At 67.7% G+C, this 16,638-nt stretch carries 16 protein-coding genes and 1 other RNA gene; 11 read left to right on the top strand and 6 right to left on the bottom strand.

The window, feature by feature from the left end; all coding sequences use genetic code 11:
* Positions 1–64: 64 nt before the first annotated feature.
* From PAM7066_RS10600 to PAM7066_RS10590, 3 genes are read left to right on the top strand one after another with little or no spacing between them, the layout of a single operon-like run.
* Complete coding sequence (locus PAM7066_RS10600; protein ID WP_085854137.1) at positions 65–517, top strand: DUF3429 domain-containing protein; 453 nt, start codon at positions 65–67, stop codon at positions 515–517.
* Positions 518–522: 5 nt separating this feature from the next.
* The gene (gene rnhA / locus PAM7066_RS10595) at positions 523–975 is read left to right on the top strand and encodes a ribonuclease HI (protein WP_085854136.1); all 453 of its coding nucleotides are present in this window, start codon (positions 523–525) and stop codon (positions 973–975) included.
* A complete protein-coding gene (locus tag PAM7066_RS10590; protein ID WP_085854135.1) occupies positions 972–1,601 on the top strand; it encodes a trimeric intracellular cation channel family protein in 630 nt (209 codons plus the stop codon). Before rnhA ends, PAM7066_RS10590 begins: the two co-directional genes overlap by 4 nt.
* Here the strand turns inward: PAM7066_RS10590 and ffs are convergent.
* Positions 1,597–1,693: signal recognition particle sRNA small type (gene ffs, locus PAM7066_RS10585), an RNA gene on the bottom strand. The two genes, PAM7066_RS10590 and ffs, sit on opposite strands and share 5 nt — an antisense overlap.
* Before the next feature lie 31 nt (positions 1,694–1,724).
* A complete protein-coding gene (locus PAM7066_RS10580; RefSeq protein ID WP_085854134.1) occupies positions 1,725–3,518 on the bottom strand; it encodes a metallophosphoesterase in 1,794 nt (597 codons plus the stop codon).
* Between the two features lie 152 nt (positions 3,519–3,670).
* On the opposite strand from PAM7066_RS10580, the gene nudC reads away from it, so the two are divergent.
* The 3 genes from nudC to PAM7066_RS10565 are packed head-to-tail and all read left to right on the top strand — an operon-like array spanning position 3,671 to position 5,858.
* Positions 3,671–4,633: an NAD(+) diphosphatase gene (nudC, locus tag PAM7066_RS10575; protein ID WP_085854133.1), complete on the top strand. Its 963-nt coding sequence runs from the start codon at positions 3,671–3,673 to the stop codon at positions 4,631–4,633.
* A 36-nt stretch (positions 4,634–4,669) separates the two neighbouring features.
* Positions 4,670–5,119 carry an SRPBCC family protein gene (locus tag PAM7066_RS10570; RefSeq protein ID WP_085854132.1) on the top strand — a complete coding sequence of 150 codons (450 nt, stop codon included), beginning with the start codon at positions 4,670–4,672 and terminating at the stop codon, positions 5,117–5,119.
* Positions 5,120–5,162: 43 nt separating this feature from the next.
* Positions 5,163–5,858, top strand: a complete 696-nt coding sequence (locus PAM7066_RS10565; protein ID WP_085854131.1) for a CDP-alcohol phosphatidyltransferase family protein — start codon at positions 5,163–5,165, stop codon at positions 5,856–5,858.
* Between the two features lie 4 nt (positions 5,859–5,862).
* Here PAM7066_RS10565 and PAM7066_RS10560 read toward each other — a convergent pair whose 3' ends face one another.
* The 3 genes from PAM7066_RS10560 to ileS all read right to left on the bottom strand — a co-directional run bounded on the left by PAM7066_RS10560 (position 5,863) and on the right by ileS (position 9,855).
* Positions 5,863–6,276 (bottom strand): VOC family protein, encoded by a 414-nt coding sequence (locus PAM7066_RS10560; RefSeq protein ID WP_085854130.1) that lies wholly within the window; start codon positions 6,274–6,276, stop codon positions 5,863–5,865.
* A 44-nt stretch (positions 6,277–6,320) separates the two neighbouring features.
* Positions 6,321–6,791: a DUF1203 domain-containing protein gene (locus tag PAM7066_RS10555; protein ID WP_085854129.1), complete on the bottom strand. Its 471-nt coding sequence runs from the start codon at positions 6,789–6,791 to the stop codon at positions 6,321–6,323.
* A gap of 76 nt (positions 6,792–6,867) precedes the next feature.
* Positions 6,868–9,855: an isoleucine--tRNA ligase gene (gene ileS / locus PAM7066_RS10550; RefSeq protein WP_085854128.1), complete on the bottom strand. Its 2,988-nt coding sequence runs from the start codon at positions 9,853–9,855 to the stop codon at positions 6,868–6,870.
* A 221-nt stretch (positions 9,856–10,076) separates the two neighbouring features.
* Here ileS and PAM7066_RS10545 point away from each other — a divergent pair, with 221 nt between their 5' ends.
* From PAM7066_RS10545 to PAM7066_RS10525, 5 genes are all read left to right on the top strand, one after another.
* Positions 10,077–11,429, top strand: a complete 1,353-nt coding sequence (locus PAM7066_RS10545) for an MATE family efflux transporter (RefSeq protein ID WP_085854127.1) — start codon at positions 10,077–10,079, stop codon at positions 11,427–11,429.
* 11 nt (positions 11,430–11,440) lie between these two features.
* Entirely contained in the window at positions 11,441–12,211 is a 771-nt protein-coding gene (truA, locus tag PAM7066_RS10540; RefSeq protein WP_085854126.1) for a tRNA pseudouridine(38-40) synthase TruA, read from the top strand.
* Between the two features lie 100 nt (positions 12,212–12,311).
* Positions 12,312–13,550 (top strand): MFS transporter, encoded by a 1,239-nt coding sequence (locus tag PAM7066_RS10535; RefSeq protein ID WP_085854125.1) that lies wholly within the window; start codon positions 12,312–12,314, stop codon positions 13,548–13,550.
* 96 nt (positions 13,551–13,646) lie between these two features.
* Positions 13,647–14,447: a hypothetical protein gene (locus tag PAM7066_RS10530; RefSeq protein ID WP_085854124.1), complete on the top strand. Its 801-nt coding sequence runs from the start codon at positions 13,647–13,649 to the stop codon at positions 14,445–14,447.
* 66 nt (positions 14,448–14,513) lie between these two features.
* Positions 14,514–15,011, top strand: a complete 498-nt coding sequence (locus PAM7066_RS10525; protein ID WP_085854123.1) for a hypothetical protein — start codon at positions 14,514–14,516, stop codon at positions 15,009–15,011.
* Between the two features lie 39 nt (positions 15,012–15,050).
* On the opposite strand, the gene PAM7066_RS10520 is transcribed toward PAM7066_RS10525, so the two are convergent.
* Positions 15,051–16,616: a bifunctional metallophosphatase/5'-nucleotidase gene (locus PAM7066_RS10520; RefSeq protein WP_085854122.1), complete on the bottom strand. Its 1,566-nt coding sequence runs from the start codon at positions 16,614–16,616 to the stop codon at positions 15,051–15,053.
* Positions 16,617–16,638: the final 22 nt, after the last annotated feature.

Below are 16,638 nucleotides of genomic sequence, written 5' to 3'. Positions count from 1 at the left end.
GGCATCAGCAGAGCCTGACGCCAAGGCCCCTCCCTGCCCCGGCCGAAGCCCCGAAGGAGCGCGCATGACCCGTATCCCCGCTGCACCGCTCGCACTCGGCCTTGTCGGTCTCTTGCCGTTCCTCTGGGGGGTCCTAACATCGTTCGTCCCGAGCCTGAGCCTATGGACGGCACAGACGATCTCACCCCGCTTCGTCGGACCGTATGTGCAACTCGCCTACGGGACGGTGATCCTCAGCTTCATGTCGGGGGTGCTCTGGGGGTTCGCCACCAAGGCGGCGGGCGCGGTGGCCGCCAGCGGCTATGCGCTGTCGGTCGTGCCGGCGCTCTGGGCGTTCTTCTTCGTGGGCGGCGGACCGGTTTCGGCGGCAACGTGGCTGGCGCTGGGTTTTGTCGGGATCCTCGGCCTCGACTTCATGTTCCAGAAGCAGGGGCTGGCGCCGGGCTGGTGGATGAGCCTGCGGGTTCTCCTGACCGCCGTGGTCGTGCTGACCCTTCTTCCCGTCATCTTCGGATAAGCCCCATGACCGACTTGTTTGCCTACACCGACGGCGCCTGTTCCGGCAATCCCGGCCCCGGTGGCTGGGGCGCGCTTCTGATCGCGCGCGAGGGCGAGGCCGAGAAGAAGCGGCGCGAACTGAACGGCGGCGAGAAGGTCACGACCAACAACCGGATGGAGCTTCTGGCCGCGATCTCGGCGCTGGAATCGCTCAAGCGGCCGTCGAGGATCACGATGGTGACCGACAGCCAGTATGTGAAGAACGGCGTGACGAGCTGGATCCACGGCTGGAAGCGGAACGGCTGGAAGACGAGCGCGAAGAAGCCCGTGAAGAACGAGGACCTGTGGAAGCGCCTGGACGAGGCCGGGCAGCGCCACGACGTCGTTTGGCAGTGGGTCAAGGGCCATGCAGGCCACCCCGAGAACGAGAGGGCGGACGAGCTGGCCCGCGCCGGGATGGCGCCGTTCAAGAAATGAGCGCCGTCGGGGTTCTCGACCACGTCGCGGTCTTCGTCTTCGCGCTGACCGGGGCGCTGACCGCCAGCCGTGCACAGCTCGACATCGTCGGGTTCGCCTTTCTGGCGGTGCTGACCGGCCTTGGCGGGGGAACGGTGCGCGACGTGCTTCTGGACCGCGAGGTCCTGTGGATCGACAGGCCGAGCTATCTCGGCTTTGCGGTGGCCGCCGCGATCATCGTCTTCTTCACCGCCCACCTGCTCGAAAGCCGGCGCCAGACGCTTTACTGGATCGACGCGCTCGCCTTGGGTTCGGCCGTCGCGGCCGGCACCGGAATCGCGGTGAATGACGGGCAGAGCTGGCCCATTGTCCTGTTCATGGGGGTGGCAAGCGGGACATTGGGCGGTCTGATGCGGGACGTGGTGGCCAACGAGGTGCCACTCGTCCTGAAGCATGGTGAGCTTTACGTCACCGCGGCGCTGGCCGGCACCGCGATCGCGCTGGTGGCCCTGTGGCTCGGCGTGGATGCGGCATGGGCACTTGGCGCCGGGGCGCTGGCCTGTTTCGGGCTGCGCGCAGGGTCCATCGCGCTCGGATGGCGCCTGCCGATCTATGGCCACGAACCGCCGAAAGAGGGGAAAGGGTGAGAGGCTGGACAGCGACCCAAGCGGGGCTCGTTGCGGCTGCTTCCTTCCGGACCTGACCGGGTTGGCGAGGCGCCTGCCCGCGCCAACCTCTCGACCTGCAGATACTCAACCCGCGACCGGCTTTCAACCCGTGGAGTCGAGCGGCACGATCAGTTCCTGGAACCCTTCCCGGTTGAGCGACAGCCACATCGCATCCGGGATCGGCACGTCTGATCGCAGCGCGTTCGACCGCGGCGAGGTCTCGAAGACCGCGCGGGCATTCGCGAGGGGCGTGAAGCGGAACGTCCTGACCGCTTCGAGATCCGGCTCGGTCGCCAGCAGCGCCTCGATGGCACGGTCGATCCTCAGACCGGTTTCGATCCACGGCCCATCGGGAATCGGAAACTGTCCACCGCCGCTGCGCCGATGATGGGTCGTGGCCAGGACGACGGGCGCGCTGTCCTCCAGCAAGCGCCCACCGATCCTGAGGTCTCGGATTCGCCCCGGACCCTCCTCCACGCGGATCCCGCGGGCGTCGAACAGGGCCGGCCGGGAAAGATCGACCTCGAACGTGGCCCCGGCCGGAATGTCGAAACAGGTCGGAGGGAACCGGGAATCGACGAGGCGCATGGAATGCTCGCCGGGGATGATCCGGCTGAACACGCTGACGCTCCGTTCCAGCCAGAGGCGCAGATCAGCTCCACATGCGCGGACACCCACGATCTGGTCGGCATAGGGCGCGAGCCGCTGCACGTCGCCCCGCGTGACGGGCCCCGGCACGATATCGACGTAGTCCCACGGCCCTCCATATCCGCCGCTCAGGATCGGCGCCGCAAGCCCGACCACGGGCGCATCGTCGCATCCGGCCTCGACCATTGCGGCATGGACGACGGTGCGCTTGGCCTCGGCCGACACGTTGGTGGCCCGGCACGTGCCGAGATACGAGAAGAAGGTATGCAAGGGATGCACGCAGGTGCCGATGACCTCGCGCGACAGGCGCAGCGCGTTCGCATGCGCCCCTTGGCTGGCCCTGAGCACCGAAAGCGCGTTCGGCTGGTGCCGTTTGGTCGCGGAGGACTGCACCGAGTGAACATCGACATCCGCGCCGGTCACGCGCCACTGCCCCTCGACCCGCTTCACGGACAGGTCGATGCATCCCAGATGTTGGGCGCGGAAGCCGGGCATCACGGTCGGCACGCCGCAGATCGACCCGCGCGAGGGGTTTATCGTGTCGGACACCAGGCCGTTCGGCCCGGGGAAGACGTCGTGCAGGTGCCCCAGGACAATCGCGTCGATGCCCCCGATCAGGGCCAGCGGCTCGACCACCGTGCCGCCGTTCCGCCGCGAGACGCCCTCATGGCACAGCACGACGACGATGTCGGCACCGTCCGCGCGAAGATCCGCGACTGCTTCGCGCAACGCCGCCTCGGCATCCCGCAGGACAAGTCCCGCGCGTTCGAGCATGATCGGCACGGGAAAGGCCGAATGGGGCAGGACGCCGGTCACGCCGATGCGGATCGGGCCGTCGGGCATGTCGCGTTCGATGATCGTGCGGGTCGGGCGCCAGTGCGCGCCGTTCGACTTGCGCAAGATCGACGCGGAAATCACCGGCATCCGTGCAGTGTCCAGCGCCCGTTCCAGAACCTCGGCGCCCATGTCGAACTCGTGGTTTCCGATCGTCAGCACATCGTAGCCGACCGCATTCATCGCCTCGATGACCGCGGTGGCGCCGCCATCGGGCAAGTCAGCGTAGGGCCGCCCGAAGAGGAAGTCGCCGGCATCGAGCAGGACGCTGGCATCGGCCTCGGCGCGCAGCTCGTCGATGAAGCCTGCCGCACGGCTGAGACCGCGGCTCGGGTCGTTCCTACCCCGGACATAGTCGAAGTCGCGAAGCTCGCCATGAAGATCAGACGTGGCAATCAGCTTGAGCTGGGCCATCTAGACTTCCGCATGGAAAGAAGCTTGAGCGTTCATATTCACTCTTTGCGATAAACGGGCGACATCCACAGGTTGTAAAGGAAAGAGACCTTTGTCTATCGCTTATCGCAAAGAAATCGCTCTCTGTTGTTGCAGTGTTGGAAACAGATCGAATGCGTGATGCGGAACTTGTGACATTTGGCGGCTCGGCCCTCGACCGGGCGGTCTTCGATCGCACCGAAGAGCGAGAGCGCCGACAGGCCGCATCACCGAAGGCGCGGACGCTCCTTCTGTGGCGGGGAAAGCCGGCGGTGGTGCATGATGCGGAATCGGGTGGATACTCCCTCGCGCGGGTACCGCTCGACCATTCCGTGCTCGCGCAGGGGGGGCTGCGGCTCTTCCTCGGGCTCGACGGCGAGGTGCCCACCTTCGCCACGGACCTTTCCGCCTGGTCGCCGCAGGAGATCCCCGACACGCTCGGCGCCTTCGCCGACCCCTCCACCCAGGCTCATCCGGACCTGCCCGACGCGTCCTTCGTCGAATTGCGGGGGGCGATGACGCAGCTTTCGGCGCGGGCGGCCGAGCTGGCGGCGACCGGGCGCGCCTTGCTCGAGTGGCACCGAAGCCACGGCTTCTGCGCCTATTGCGGCCACGAGAGCCACCCGCATTCCGCCGGCTGGCAACGCTTGTGCACCGCTTGCGGGCGCCGGCACTTCCCGCGCACCGATCCGGTCGTCATCATGCTGGTCACCCACGGCAATTCGGTTCTTCTGGGCCGGTCGCCGGGATGGCCCGAGGGGATGCACTCGCTCCTCGCCGGTTTCGTCGAGCCGGGCGAGACGATCGAGGCCGCCGTGCGCCGCGAGACGTGGGAGGAAACCGGCATCCGCATCGGCGGCGTGGACTACCTCGCAAGTCAGCCCTGGCCTTTCCCCGCCTCGCTGATGATCGGCTGCCGCGGCCATGCAACCACGCAGGAGATCTCCGTCGACCCGGTCGAGATCGAGAGCGCCCAGTGGCTCAGCCGCGAGGAACTCGCGCAGGCGATTGCGGGGGAACATGATGTCAAACCGGCACGACCGGGCTCGATCGCGCATTTCCTGCTGCGGAACTGGCTTGCGGACCGGCTCGATTGATCCGACCCTAGACCGACACCTGGCAGGATCCACGATTTGAAACTCAGCGCCCGCACCGATGTCGCCGCACCGGCCGACAAGATCTTCAGGCACCTGACCGATTTCGACCGTATCGAGACATCGGCGCGCGATCGCGGCGCCGAGATCGAGCGGCTCGACGATCGCACGAACCCGGCCGAAGCCTCGTGGCGCACCAGCTTTCCGTTCCGCGGGAAGCTCCGGCATTCGGACATTCGCGTCGTGGGGTTCGAGGCGGACGAACAGCTCGCCCTGCGCGGCGAGGGGGATGGCCTGACGGCGCGCGTCAAGCTGGAGCTCGTCTCCCTGTCGGACCGGCAGACTCGGATCAGCGCGATCGTCGACCTGACGCCCGCGACGATGAAGGCCCGGCTTCTGGTCCAGTCGCTGAAGCTCGCACGATCCTCGCTCGAGCAACGACTCGAGCAGCGGCTGCAACGCTTCGGCCACCGTGTCGAGGAAACGTGAGCGCACCATTGCACCCCCGCCCGGCGGCTGTCATCATTTTGCCATGACCGTTCGTACCAAGGCCCTCGCCGTCCACTTCCTGACCGCCACGGGCGCCGTATTCGCCATTCTTGCCATGCTGGCCGCCACGGATGCCCGCTGGGACCTCATGTGGCTGTGGCTGGTCGTCGCCTTCGCGGTGGACGGCATCGATGGACCGCTGGCCCGGCGATACGACGTGGGGACGAACGCGCGCGAGTATGACGGGGTCCTGATGGACCTCATCATCGACTACCTGACCTACGTGTTCATCCCGGCCTACGCGCTGTTCGCCAGCGGGCTTCTGCCGGGCTGGACCGGCTGGATCGCGATCATCGTCATCACCTATACCAGCGTCGTCTATTTCGCGGATTCCCGGATGAAGACGAAGGACTACTCGTTCTCGGGCTTTCCGGGCTGCTGGAACATGGCTGTGCTGGTGTTCTTCGCCGTCGAGCCGCGGTGGTGGACCATCCTGACCGTGACGATCCTTCTGGCCATCGCGATGTTCCTACCGCTCAAGTTCATCCACCCGGTCCGCACGAAGAGGTGGCGCGCGCTGTCCCTGCCCATAGCGCTGGTCTGGACGGGACTGGCCCTGGTGGCGGCGTGGCAGGATTTCCACCCGTGGCCCCCGATCCAGCTCGGACTGATCGTGACCTCGATCTACCTCGTGCTTGTCGGCATCGTGCAGCAGGCGATCTACGGCGAAGACGGCTGAGAGCCTAGTCGAAGACCGTGACGCCCTTGCACGGATCGCGCCGGTACGCGGCCAGCCGGCTTTCGAGCGATCCGTCATGCAGCTCGATCTTGTGCCCGTCGGGGTCGAGCACATACAGCGACTTCCCTTCCGACCTGTTCTCGCGCCAGATCGGCGCCGCCTGTGCGACCTGGCTCGCAAGTTCGTCGAAGGCCTCGGCGGCGACGTCGAAGGCGATATGGGTATAGTCTGCGCGGGTCTGGCCGGCCGCCGCAGGGTCGTGCGACAGGCAGAGCCAGAGCGGCCCGGCCTCGAGATACGCGCCTTCGGGCCACAATGCGCGCAGGCGGAATCCCAGGAGGTCGCGATAGAAGGCGACCGCGCGATCGACATCCGCGACCGCGAGGGTCACGTGGTTCAGCCCGCGAACCCTCGTCATACCTTTCTCTCCCGTAGTTTCGAGAGCCTTACCACGTGTCGAGGTCAATGCACCCGCATCGCCCGCGCGGCGAAGCAGCCGGGCCCGGCGAAATGGATGTCGGCATGGGCGATGCCGGAATCGGACAGCATGTCCTCCAGCACCGGCGCGAGCGCCGCGCCCTCCTTCACCTCCGCCACCCGCAGGAAGCCCCCGGCGTCGAAGCCGCGGATGCTGAGCAGGCGGCTGCGGAGCATCTCGGGCACCTCGCCCGGCTTCGGCCATGCGCGAGTCGCCCGTTCACGAACATAGATCGCGTGGTTTGCCGCGTACGGGGTCGCGCCCCCGAGGTGGGTGTAGTTCACGAGGATCAGCGTCTCGCCGATCTCGGCATCCGTCAGGCTGACCCGGCAGGGATAGCCCGGCGCCGCATCCGCCGTCACCCTGCGGGCGCGATGGCGGGGAAGCTCTGCCTCGGGATGCGTGAACAGCGAGGCGAAGGGCGCGAAGGGCAGCGCCGCGATCTGGAAGTTCATCGGGGTCTCCGTGGGCTGTTTCGACCCATGATGGAGACCCCTGCGCGACCCGGCGACCCGGATCGCGCGCAATCGCCTAGTCGAGTGCGGCGTCGCAGCGCCCGCAGACTGCCGGATGCGCATGCGTGCCGACGTCGGGCAGCACCTTCCAGCAGCGCTGGCATTTCTCGCCATTGGCCTTGGAGAAGACGACCGACACGCCGTCCACCTCGGGCAGGCGGAACGCCTCGGGCGGGGGGGCATCGGTGGTCACCTGGATGTCGCTGGTGATGCAGACGTCGTCGAAGGCCACCTGCCCCAGCGCGCCAGCCAGTTCGTCGCTGGTGACATGCACGATCGGCGCGGCCTCGAGAGAGGCACCGATCGTCTTGTCCCGCCGCTGCACCTCGAGCGCGGCGGTCACGACGCGCCGCGCCTGTCGCACCTGGGACCAGGCCGCGGCGAGCGCCTCGTCGCGCCAGTCGTCGGGGGTGTCGGGCATGTCCTGCAGGTGGACCGAGCTGTCCTCGCCCGGAAACCGCTCGAGCCACACCTCTTCCATCGTGAACACGAGGATCGGCGCCAGCCACGTCACGATGCGGTGGAACAGCAGGTCCAGCACCTTCTCGGCCGCCCGGCGACGGGTCGAGTCCGGCGCGTCGCAATACAGCGCGTCCTTGCGGATGTCGAAGTAGAACGACGACAGGTCCACGGTGGCGAAGGTGAAGACCGCCTGGAACACCTCCTGGAAGTCGAAGGCGCGATAGCGAGCGCGGACGACGTCGTCCAGTTCCGCCATGCGGTGCAGCACCCAGCGTTCGAGGTCGGGCATGTCCTCGACCGCGACCTCCGGCACCTCGGTGGGCAGGTTGCCCAGCATGAAGCGCAGGGTGTTGCGCAACCGGCGATAGCTGTCTGCGGCGCCCTTGAGGATCTCGTCCCCGATGCGCAGGTCGCCGGTATAGTCGGACTGCGCCACCCACAGGCGCAGGATGTCGGCGCCATACTGGTCCACGACCTTTTGCGGCGCGACCGTATTGCCCACCGACTTGGACATCTTGTTGCCCTTGGCGTCGAGCGTGAATCCGTGCGTCACCACGTTGCGGTAGGGCGCGCGCCCCAGCGTCCCGCAGGCCTGCAACAGCGACGAGTGGAACCACCCACGATGCTGGTCGGTCCCTTCGAGGTAGACGTCGGCGATGCCGTCGTCGGTCCCGTCCTCGCGGTCGCGCAGGACGAAGGCGTGGGTCGAGCCGCTGTCGAACCATACGTCGAGGATGTCGAACACCTGCTCCCACTCATCGTGATCGTAGTCGGTGCCCAGGAACCGCGCCTTGGCGCCATCCATGTACCACGCATCCGCGCCCTCGGCCTCGAAGGCGTCGAGGATGCGGGTGTTCACGGCTTCATCGCGCAGCAGGAAGTCGGCGTCGGTCGGCTTGGACCCCGCCTTCACGAAGCAGGTCAGCGGCACGCCCCAGGCGCGCTGCCGGGACAGCACCCAGTCGGGGCGCTGCTCGATCATGGAATGCAGGCGGTTGCGCCCGCGCTTGGGCGTCCAGGTCACCAGCTCGTCGATGGACCGCAATGCACGTTCGCGGATCGTCTTGCCGTAGGTGTCCTGCCCATCGCCCACCGCGCGGTCGATGGCGGCGAACCATTGCGGGCGGTTCAGCCGGATCACCGGCGCCTTCGAGCGCCAGGAATGCGCGTCCGAGATCGTGACCCGCCGCCGCGCCAGCAGCGCGCCGGTCTCGACCAGTTTCTCGATCACCGCCTTGTTGGCCCCGCCCGGCTTGCCCTTGGGGTCGATGACCTGAAGCCCCGCGAAGAACGGCATGTCCTCGCGATAGGCGCTGTCATCGCCGTGGTTGTAGGTCATCGACAGGCCGTGCTGCAGGCCGATCTGGAAGTCGTCGTCGCCGTGGCTGGGGGCGGTGTGCACGAAGCCAGTGCCCGCGTCGTCGGTGACATGGGCGCCGGGCAGCATCGGCACGTCGTAATCCCATTCGCCTGCCGCACCCTCGGCCCCGCGCAGCGGATGGGCGCAGATCAGCGCCTCGAGTTCGCTGTTGCGCAGGCCGCGCACGCGCTTCCACTGGCCGTCCTCAAGCCGCGCGGCCCCAAGGACATCGGCGGCCAGGTTGTCGGCCAGCAGGTAGGTGTCGCCGACACTGGCCCAGCACTCGTCCGGCGTGCCCGTCACCTCGTAAATCGCGTAGGAGACATCCGGGTTGAAGCAGATCGCCCGGTTCGACGGGATGGTCCAGGGCGTCGTGGTCCAGATCACCACCTTCGCCGCCTCAAGCTGCGCCTCGCGCTTCAGCATGGTCTCGGCCTCGGATTCGCGGTCGTCCTCGGCCATCTCCTCTTCCGAGGGGATGATCTCGCCGCTGCGCCCGGCCCGGACCACCGGGAACATCACCCAGATCGCGTCGGTCTGGCGCTCGTGATATTCCACCTCGGCCTCGGCCAGCGCGGTCTTCTCGACCGGAGACCACATGACCGGCTTCGACCCCTGGTAGAGCACGCCGTTCATCAGGAACTTCTGGAATTCGGCAGCAATCACCCGCTCGGCGTGGAAATCCATCGTCAGGTAGGGCTGGGCCCAGTTGCCGGTGATCCCGAGCCGCTTGAACTCCTCGCGCTGGACATCGACCCAGCCGGCGGCAAAGTCGCGGCACTCGCGCCGGAACTCGACCACGTCCACGGCATCCTTGTCCTGGCCCTTGGCGCGGTACTGCTCTTCGATCTTCCACTCGATCGGCAGGCCGTGGCAGTCCCAGCCGGGGATGTAGCGGCTGTCGAAGCCCATCATCTGGTGGGACCGGACGACCATGTCCTTGATCGTCTTGTTCAGCGCGTGGCCGATATGAAGGTTGCCGTTGGCATAGGGCGGGCCGTCATGCAGCGTGAAGGGCGTGCGGCCCTGCTTCTCGCGAAGACGGTCATACACCCCGATCTCTTCCCAGCGCTTGAGCCACTCGGGCTCGCGCTTGGGCAGGCCGGCGCGCATCGGGAAGTCCGTCTGCGGCAGGTTCAAGGTAACTTTGTAGTCGGGGATTTCGGGCGTGTCGGCGCACATGGGGGAACGGTCCCGTATATGTCAGGTCAGGGGGTGCATCATGGCGGCGCGAAGGTCTCGGCGCCTCGGTCCCGGCGGGCTCAGGGCCGCGCCGGGTCGGTAATTCGCCGTATGTGAAGGGTCCGGGCCATATCGGGCCTGTCTTGCCAGAGAGACCACAATCTCACAAGGTGCCATTCCCTGCCATTGCCGGATGCGCGCGCCCCGAATAAGGGCTGCGCATGACCTGGACCCTGCATATCACCCGGATCGTCGCGCTCGGGCTTCCGCTGATCGGCAGCCTCATGGCGCAGATGGCGATCCAGCTGACCGACACCGCGATGCTCGGGCGTTACGACGTCGAGGCGCTGGCCGGGCAGGTGCTGGGATCGACCCTGTTCAGCATCGCGCTTCTGTTCGGAGCCGGGTTCGGCTGGTCGGTGACACCGATCATCGCCGAGGCCGAAGCCCGCGGTCAGAGCACCGAGATCCGCCGCGTCACCCGAATGGCCTTCTGGCTGTCGTTCGGGTTCGGCGTGGCGGTCCTGCCGGTGTTCCTTTTCGCGGGCCCGCTGTTCGGCGCCCTCGGGCAGGACCCCGGCACGGCCGCGATTGCCGCAAGGTACCTCGCGATCCAGGGCTTCTCGATCTTCCCGGCGCTCGGGCTGATGGTGATCCGCGCCTACCTGTCGGGCCTCGGCCGCACGCGCGCGCAGTTCTGGGCCATGGTCGCGGCGTTCCTCCTGAACGCGGTCATCAACTACGCGCTGATCTTCGGCGCCTTCGGCTTCCCCGAGCTTGGCGTGACCGGCGCCGCGATCGGGTCGGTGATCTCGACCACCGTCGCCTTCCTCGCGCTCGCGGTTCACGCGGCGCTCGCCACGCCCGAGCACGAGTTGTTCCGCAACGTCTGGAAGCCCGACCCGCAGGCGCTTGCCCGGGTCTTCCGGCTCGGCTGGCCGATCGGCACGGCGACCCTGGCCGAGGCGGGGCTGTTCGCCGGCGCGACGGTCCTGATGGGCTGGCTCGGCACCGTGCCGCTGGCGGCGCATGGGATCGCGATGCAGATCATCTCGGTCATCTTCATGGCGCATCTGGGCCTCAGCCAGGCGGCGACGATCCGCGCAGGCAACGCGGTCGGGCGCGACGATCCCGCCGGCCTGCGCAAAGGCGCGATGGCCGCGATGATCCTGTCGGGCTGCGTGGCGCTGCCCACGCTTGCGATGCTGGTGTTCCTGCCCGACCCGCTGATCGACCTGTTCCTCGGCCGCGACGAGCCCGCGCGCGAGGCCGTGCTGGTCCTGGGCCGAGGGCTTCTTGCCGCCGCTGCGCTGTTTCAGCTTGCCGACGCGGCGCAGGTCATGGCCATGGGCTTCCTGCGCGGGCTTCAGGACACGCGCGTGCCGATGGCCTATGCCGCGATCTCCTACTGGGCCATCGGGATGCCGCTGGCCTGGTTGCTCGGCTTTCCTGCAGGCCTGGGCGGGGTCGGCGTGTGGCTGGGCATGGCCGCGGGGCTGACGGTCGCGGCGGTGATGCTCCAGGGTCGGTTCTGGCGGCGCACGCGGCTTGTCGCACCGCTGCGAACGGCGTAGGCGCGCGACCCATGCCCCGCTACGCCTTCCGCATCGAATATGACGGCGCACCCTTCGCCGGCTGGCAGCGCCAGAAGGACCAGCCGTCGGTACAGGGCGCGGTCGAGGCCGCCCTCGCGCGATTGGAGCGGGACGTGCCCTCCATCGCCGCGGCGGGACGCACCGATGCCGGCGTTCACGCGACCGGGCAGGTCGCCCATGCCGACCTGTCGCAAAACTGGGATCCGTTCCGCCTGTCCGAGGCGCTGAACCACCACCTCAAGCCGGCGCCTGTCGCCATCACCGCCTGTGCCGAGGTCGCCGATGACTGGCACGCCCGGTTCACCGCCCGCGGGCGGCGCTACCTGTATCGGGTGACCTCCCGCCGGGCGCCGCTGGTCCATGACCGCGGGAAGGCGTGGTGGGTGCGCCAGACGCTAGACCCGGTGGCGATGCAGGCGGGGGCCGACCGGCTTCTGGGACAGCATGACTTCACAACGTTCCGGTCGGTCCAGTGCCAGGCGGATTCGCCGGTCAAGACGCTCGACCGGCTGGAGGTCGAGTCGCGCCCCGTCCCCGGCGGCACTGAATACCTCTTTCACGTCGCAGCCCGGTCCTTCCTGCACAACCAGGTCCGCAGCTTCGTCGGCACGCTCGAGCGCGTCGGCCGCGGCGCCTGGAGCCCCGATGACGTCACCCGCGCGCTCGAGGCCCGCGACCGCGCCGCCTGCGGACCTGTCGCTCCGCCCGAAGGCCTCTACCTGACCCACGTCACCTATCCGCAGGACCCGTTCGCCGACTGAAAGCGCGGCGCGGGATAATGCCGATGTGTTGAGCGACCACCTTGATCGCCAGTCCCGGCCCGCCTAAGCCCCCTGCATCCACAATCCGCGGCCCACCGACATGCTCCGACAGCTCATTCCCGTCAGCGCCCTTCTTCTGGGGTCCGCCTGCCTGCTGTTCGCGGGCGGGATCAACGGCCTGATCCTGCCGATCCGCGGCGGGATCGAGGGATTCACGGCGCTGTCGCTGGGTCTTCTCGGCACTGGCTGGGCGATCGGCTACGTGCTGGGCTGCATGTTCACGTCCGGCTTGGTGAGCCGCGTCGGCCACATCCGCGCCTTCTCGGCGCTGGCCGCACTGGCAGCGATCACCGTTCTGGCAAGCGCGATCTTCGTCACGCCGACGGCCTGGATCGTGCTGCGCGGGATCTGCGGCTTCTGCTTCGCGGGTGCCGCGATGATCGTGGAAAGCTGGCTGACCGACAAATCCCCCGCCAACATGCGCGGGCGCGTCTTCGGCGTCTACACGATGGTGAACCTGACGGCCTCGACCGCCGGGCAGCTGATGCTGATCGTCGGAGACCCGTCCGGATTCGTCCTCTTCGCCGCAGCGGGCATCTTCTACGCGCTGTCGCTGGTCCCCACAGCGGTCTCGACCTCGTCCAACCCGGACGACCTGGTGCAGGTGCGGCTGGACCTGCCGGGGCTGTGGAGGAACTCTCCCGTGGCCGTGTTCGCGGTGTTCTTCGTCGGCGTCTCGAACGCGTCCTTCGGGGCCATGGCGCCGGTCTTTGCCGACCGCATCGGGCTGAACCTGACGGCGATCGCGATCTTCACCTCGGTCCCGATCCTGACCGGGGCCATCGCGCAGATCCCCGTCGGCATCCTGTCGGACCGGATGGACCGCCGCATCGTCCTGATCGGAGTCGCACTCGTGGCGCTCTGCGCAGACCTCGCGTTCTACTTCATCCAACCGTCCAGCGTCGGGGCGAACCTGGTTCTCGCGGCTTTCCTGGGAGGCGCGATCTTCGCGATGTACCCGGTGATCGTCGCCCACGCCAACGACCACGCGGGCGAGGGCGCCTCGATCCGCGTCTCGGGCGGGCTGTTGCTGGTGTTCGGCCTGGGCTCGATCATCGGGCCGCTCTCGGCCGGCTGGGGCATGATGCAATACGCGCCGCGCGCGCTGTTCGTGGTGACGCTGACGTCGCACATCCTGATCGTGGTGTTCGCCGTCCTGCGGATGCTGACCAGCACACGCTCGGCCGACGAGAAGACCGCCTTCGTCCCCACCGGCAGCCCCCGCGCCACCACGCCACAGACCGCCGTCCTGGTCGACGAGCTTGTCGCCGCCGGCTGAGCGAGGATCCACCGGTCGCGGCAGCGTGATCCGGGGGCTCGTGATCTGTCGCGGCGCGGCCTATATGCCCTCGTGACCCAAACCAAGGCTTCCCCGATGCTTCGTCTCGCTCTCGCCTTCTGCCTTGTCGCAACAACCGCCACCGCTCAGGACGTCCTGGCGCAGGCCCGCAGCATCTATTCAGACGTGCAGGGCGAATGGGCCGAACCGGACAAGAGCTGCGCCGACCCTGCCGACACATGGTCGTTCGGGCCGAACGGCGTGCGCGCCGGCCTCACCCGGTTCAACCTTCTGGGAATCGGCGGCGGCGGCGGCGCGATTCGGGTCGACCTTGTCAGCCAGTCATCGGGCGCGCGTGTGCCGCTGAACCTGGTGCCACAGGGCGAGGCGCTCGAAGTCGCGGGAAGCGGCATCGCGGTCAGACTGACGCGCTGCATCGACCGGACCTTTGCGCAGGACATCGCTCCGCCACAGCCCGATGACGGGATCACCTCGCAATCGCTGGACCAGAATCCGCAAGGCGAGGTCGACTATCTCGGCCCCAGCACCGCCGAGCTGCGGCAGGCTCTGGACGACCCCTCGGACGAGATGGGCGTCGGCCCGGAGATCATCGAGGACACGAGCGCCGAGGACGCCTTCGCCAACCAGCTTGCCGGGGCCTGGGCCTCTGGCGGGGGCGCCTGCGACTGGCGCCTGTCGAGCGACCGCATCACCGCGGCAGGCGAAACCTACGACGTGGTGAACTATTCCGGCACGCCGGACCGGATCGGGGTGCAGGCCCTTCGCTCGGACGGGACACCGGCGACCTTCACCGTCAGACCGTCGGGCGCCAGCGCGCAGATCGACGGCTCGGTCGCGGATGGCGAGGGCATCTCGGCCAGCCTGTCTCCCTGCTGAGGTCAACACTCGGTTAAGGATCACCGGTGCAGGGTGAGGGCGCCCGTCCCTGTCCAAGGTCCCGCCATGTTGCGCCTCGCCGTCACGATCCTCGCCCTTGTGGCCGCCTCGTCTGCCTGGGCCGGCGGGCTTTGTATCGGCGCGGAGTGTCGCGATGCGGGTCCGGTGGGGCAATACGCGGCGCCGGTGGACCGGCTCGCGCCTGCCCCGGGCGTAGTGACGCCCCCGCTATCGGCCGCAAGACAGACCTACGAAGACCTGCTTACCGATCTCTGGAAGTCCGAGGCGAACGGCACCTGCCTCGGCACGCTCGGAGCGTGGCACCTGACCCCCTACCACATCATGGCAGAGGCTACCGTCTTCAAGATTGCATCCATCACCGGAACCCCTGCGCGGATCGGCGTGCTGGCGCGGCGCGTCAGCGACAAGGCAGAGGCCCAGTTCACCTTCGTGCCGCGGGGGCGGAACCGGGTAGATGTCTCGGGCCAGGTCCTGGGCGTCGACGACCCTTACCCCGACCACTACATCGCGGCGCTGCGGCGCTGCAGGCGGGGAATGGAGTAAGCGCCCGCCCGGGATCGTCCCGGACGGGCGCCAAGGGCCTTACTGGCCGGCCTTGGTGATGCGGCCGTCGGTATAGGGCTCGTACGGACCCTGCTCCGCCAGGTAGTCCGCCAGCACATCGGCAAGGTCAGGTCCGAAATCATAGGCGTTCTCGGCATCAACGAACATCGCGTAGCCGTCGCCACCGTTGCGGACGTAGTTGTTCGAGACTGTGCCGTAGGTCGCCTGCGGGTCGATCGGCTCGCCATCCACCATCACGTCCGAGACGCGGCTGCCGGCTTCGGCCGACGGATCGAAGGTGAACGACATGCCCGCCACCTGCGGGAAGCGGCCCGCGACGTCGGCATACTCGCTCAGGCCGTTCTCGAGAGCTTCGACCAGCGTTTCGCCCGTGACCTCGAAGGTCGACAGCGTGTTCTGGAACGGCAGCACGGTCCGCACCTCGCCCATGGTGACCTCGCCCTCGTCGATCGAGGCACGCAGACCACCGCTGTTGGTGATGGCGACCTGGATGCCCTGGTCGGCCACGCGGTCGAGCATGGCATCGGCGACGAGGTTGCCCATCTCGCACTCTTGCGCACGGCAGATGTCGCGCGAGCCCTCGATCGGGGCGGCGCTTTCCGCCACGACCTGCTGGCGCAGTTCCTCGAGCGGCGCGGCCAGTTCGGTAACGCGCGCCTTGGCCGCTTCGTCCTCGGCGACGCTCGCGTCGAGCAGACGGGGCTGGCCGCCGATTTCGGTCACGTTGCCTTCGTCGTCGAAGGTCACATCGATCTCGCCCAGGTACTTGCCGTAGGCATAGGCCGTGAAGATCGGAACGTCGTTCACCTCGCTCGGGTACGGACCCGCAGCGCCTTCCATGTCGCCCAGCAGCGTGTGGCTGTGGCCGCCGATGATGAGGTCGACACCCGTCAGCGCCTCGGCAAGGCGCTTGTCTTCGGGCAGACCGACATGGGTCAGAAGGATGATCTTGTTCACCCCCTCTTCGGTCATACGGTCGATTTCGGCCTGCGCACCGTCCACCGCGGACGAGAAGATGACCGAATCTCCGGGCGAGGAGGTCTCGGGCGTGTCCTCGGCGAGCACCGACACGACGCCGATCCGCTGGTCGCCGCGCTCGAGCACGACCGATTTCTGGACGTCGCCGGCAAGCTCGTTGTTCTGGCTGACGTCGATATTGGCGGACAGGATCGGGAAATCGGCCATCTCGACGAACTCGGCCAGGCCGCCGGGGCCCTTGTCGAACTCGTGGTTGCCGACGGCCATGGCGTCATACTCGAGCTGGTTCATGAACTCGGCAGACAGCTCGCCGGCATATTCGGTGAAGAACAGCGAGCCCTGGAACTGATCGCCGGCGTCGAGCAGAAGCACGTCGTTTCCCGCATTCTCGCGGGACTCGTTGACCGCCGTCACCATGCGGGCGATTCCGCCGAAGCACTCGCCGGCTTCGTTGTCCTCGGGCGCGCAGGTCGAATCGAAGGCCGAGATCGGCTCGAACCGGTCGTGGAAGTCGTTCGTGTGCAGGATGGTCAGGGAATAGTCGGCCTGCGCGGTGCCGGCGCACAGCGCGGCGACGGCGGTAGCCGTGAAAAGGCGCATGGTCATGCGGATCTCCTTGATTGACGCG

The organism is Palleronia marisminoris, from assembly GCF_900172315.1.
GTDB classification, from domain to species: Bacteria; Pseudomonadota; Alphaproteobacteria; order Rhodobacterales; family Rhodobacteraceae; genus Palleronia; species Palleronia marisminoris.
This window is presented reverse-complemented; position numbering and strand designations above follow the sequence as displayed.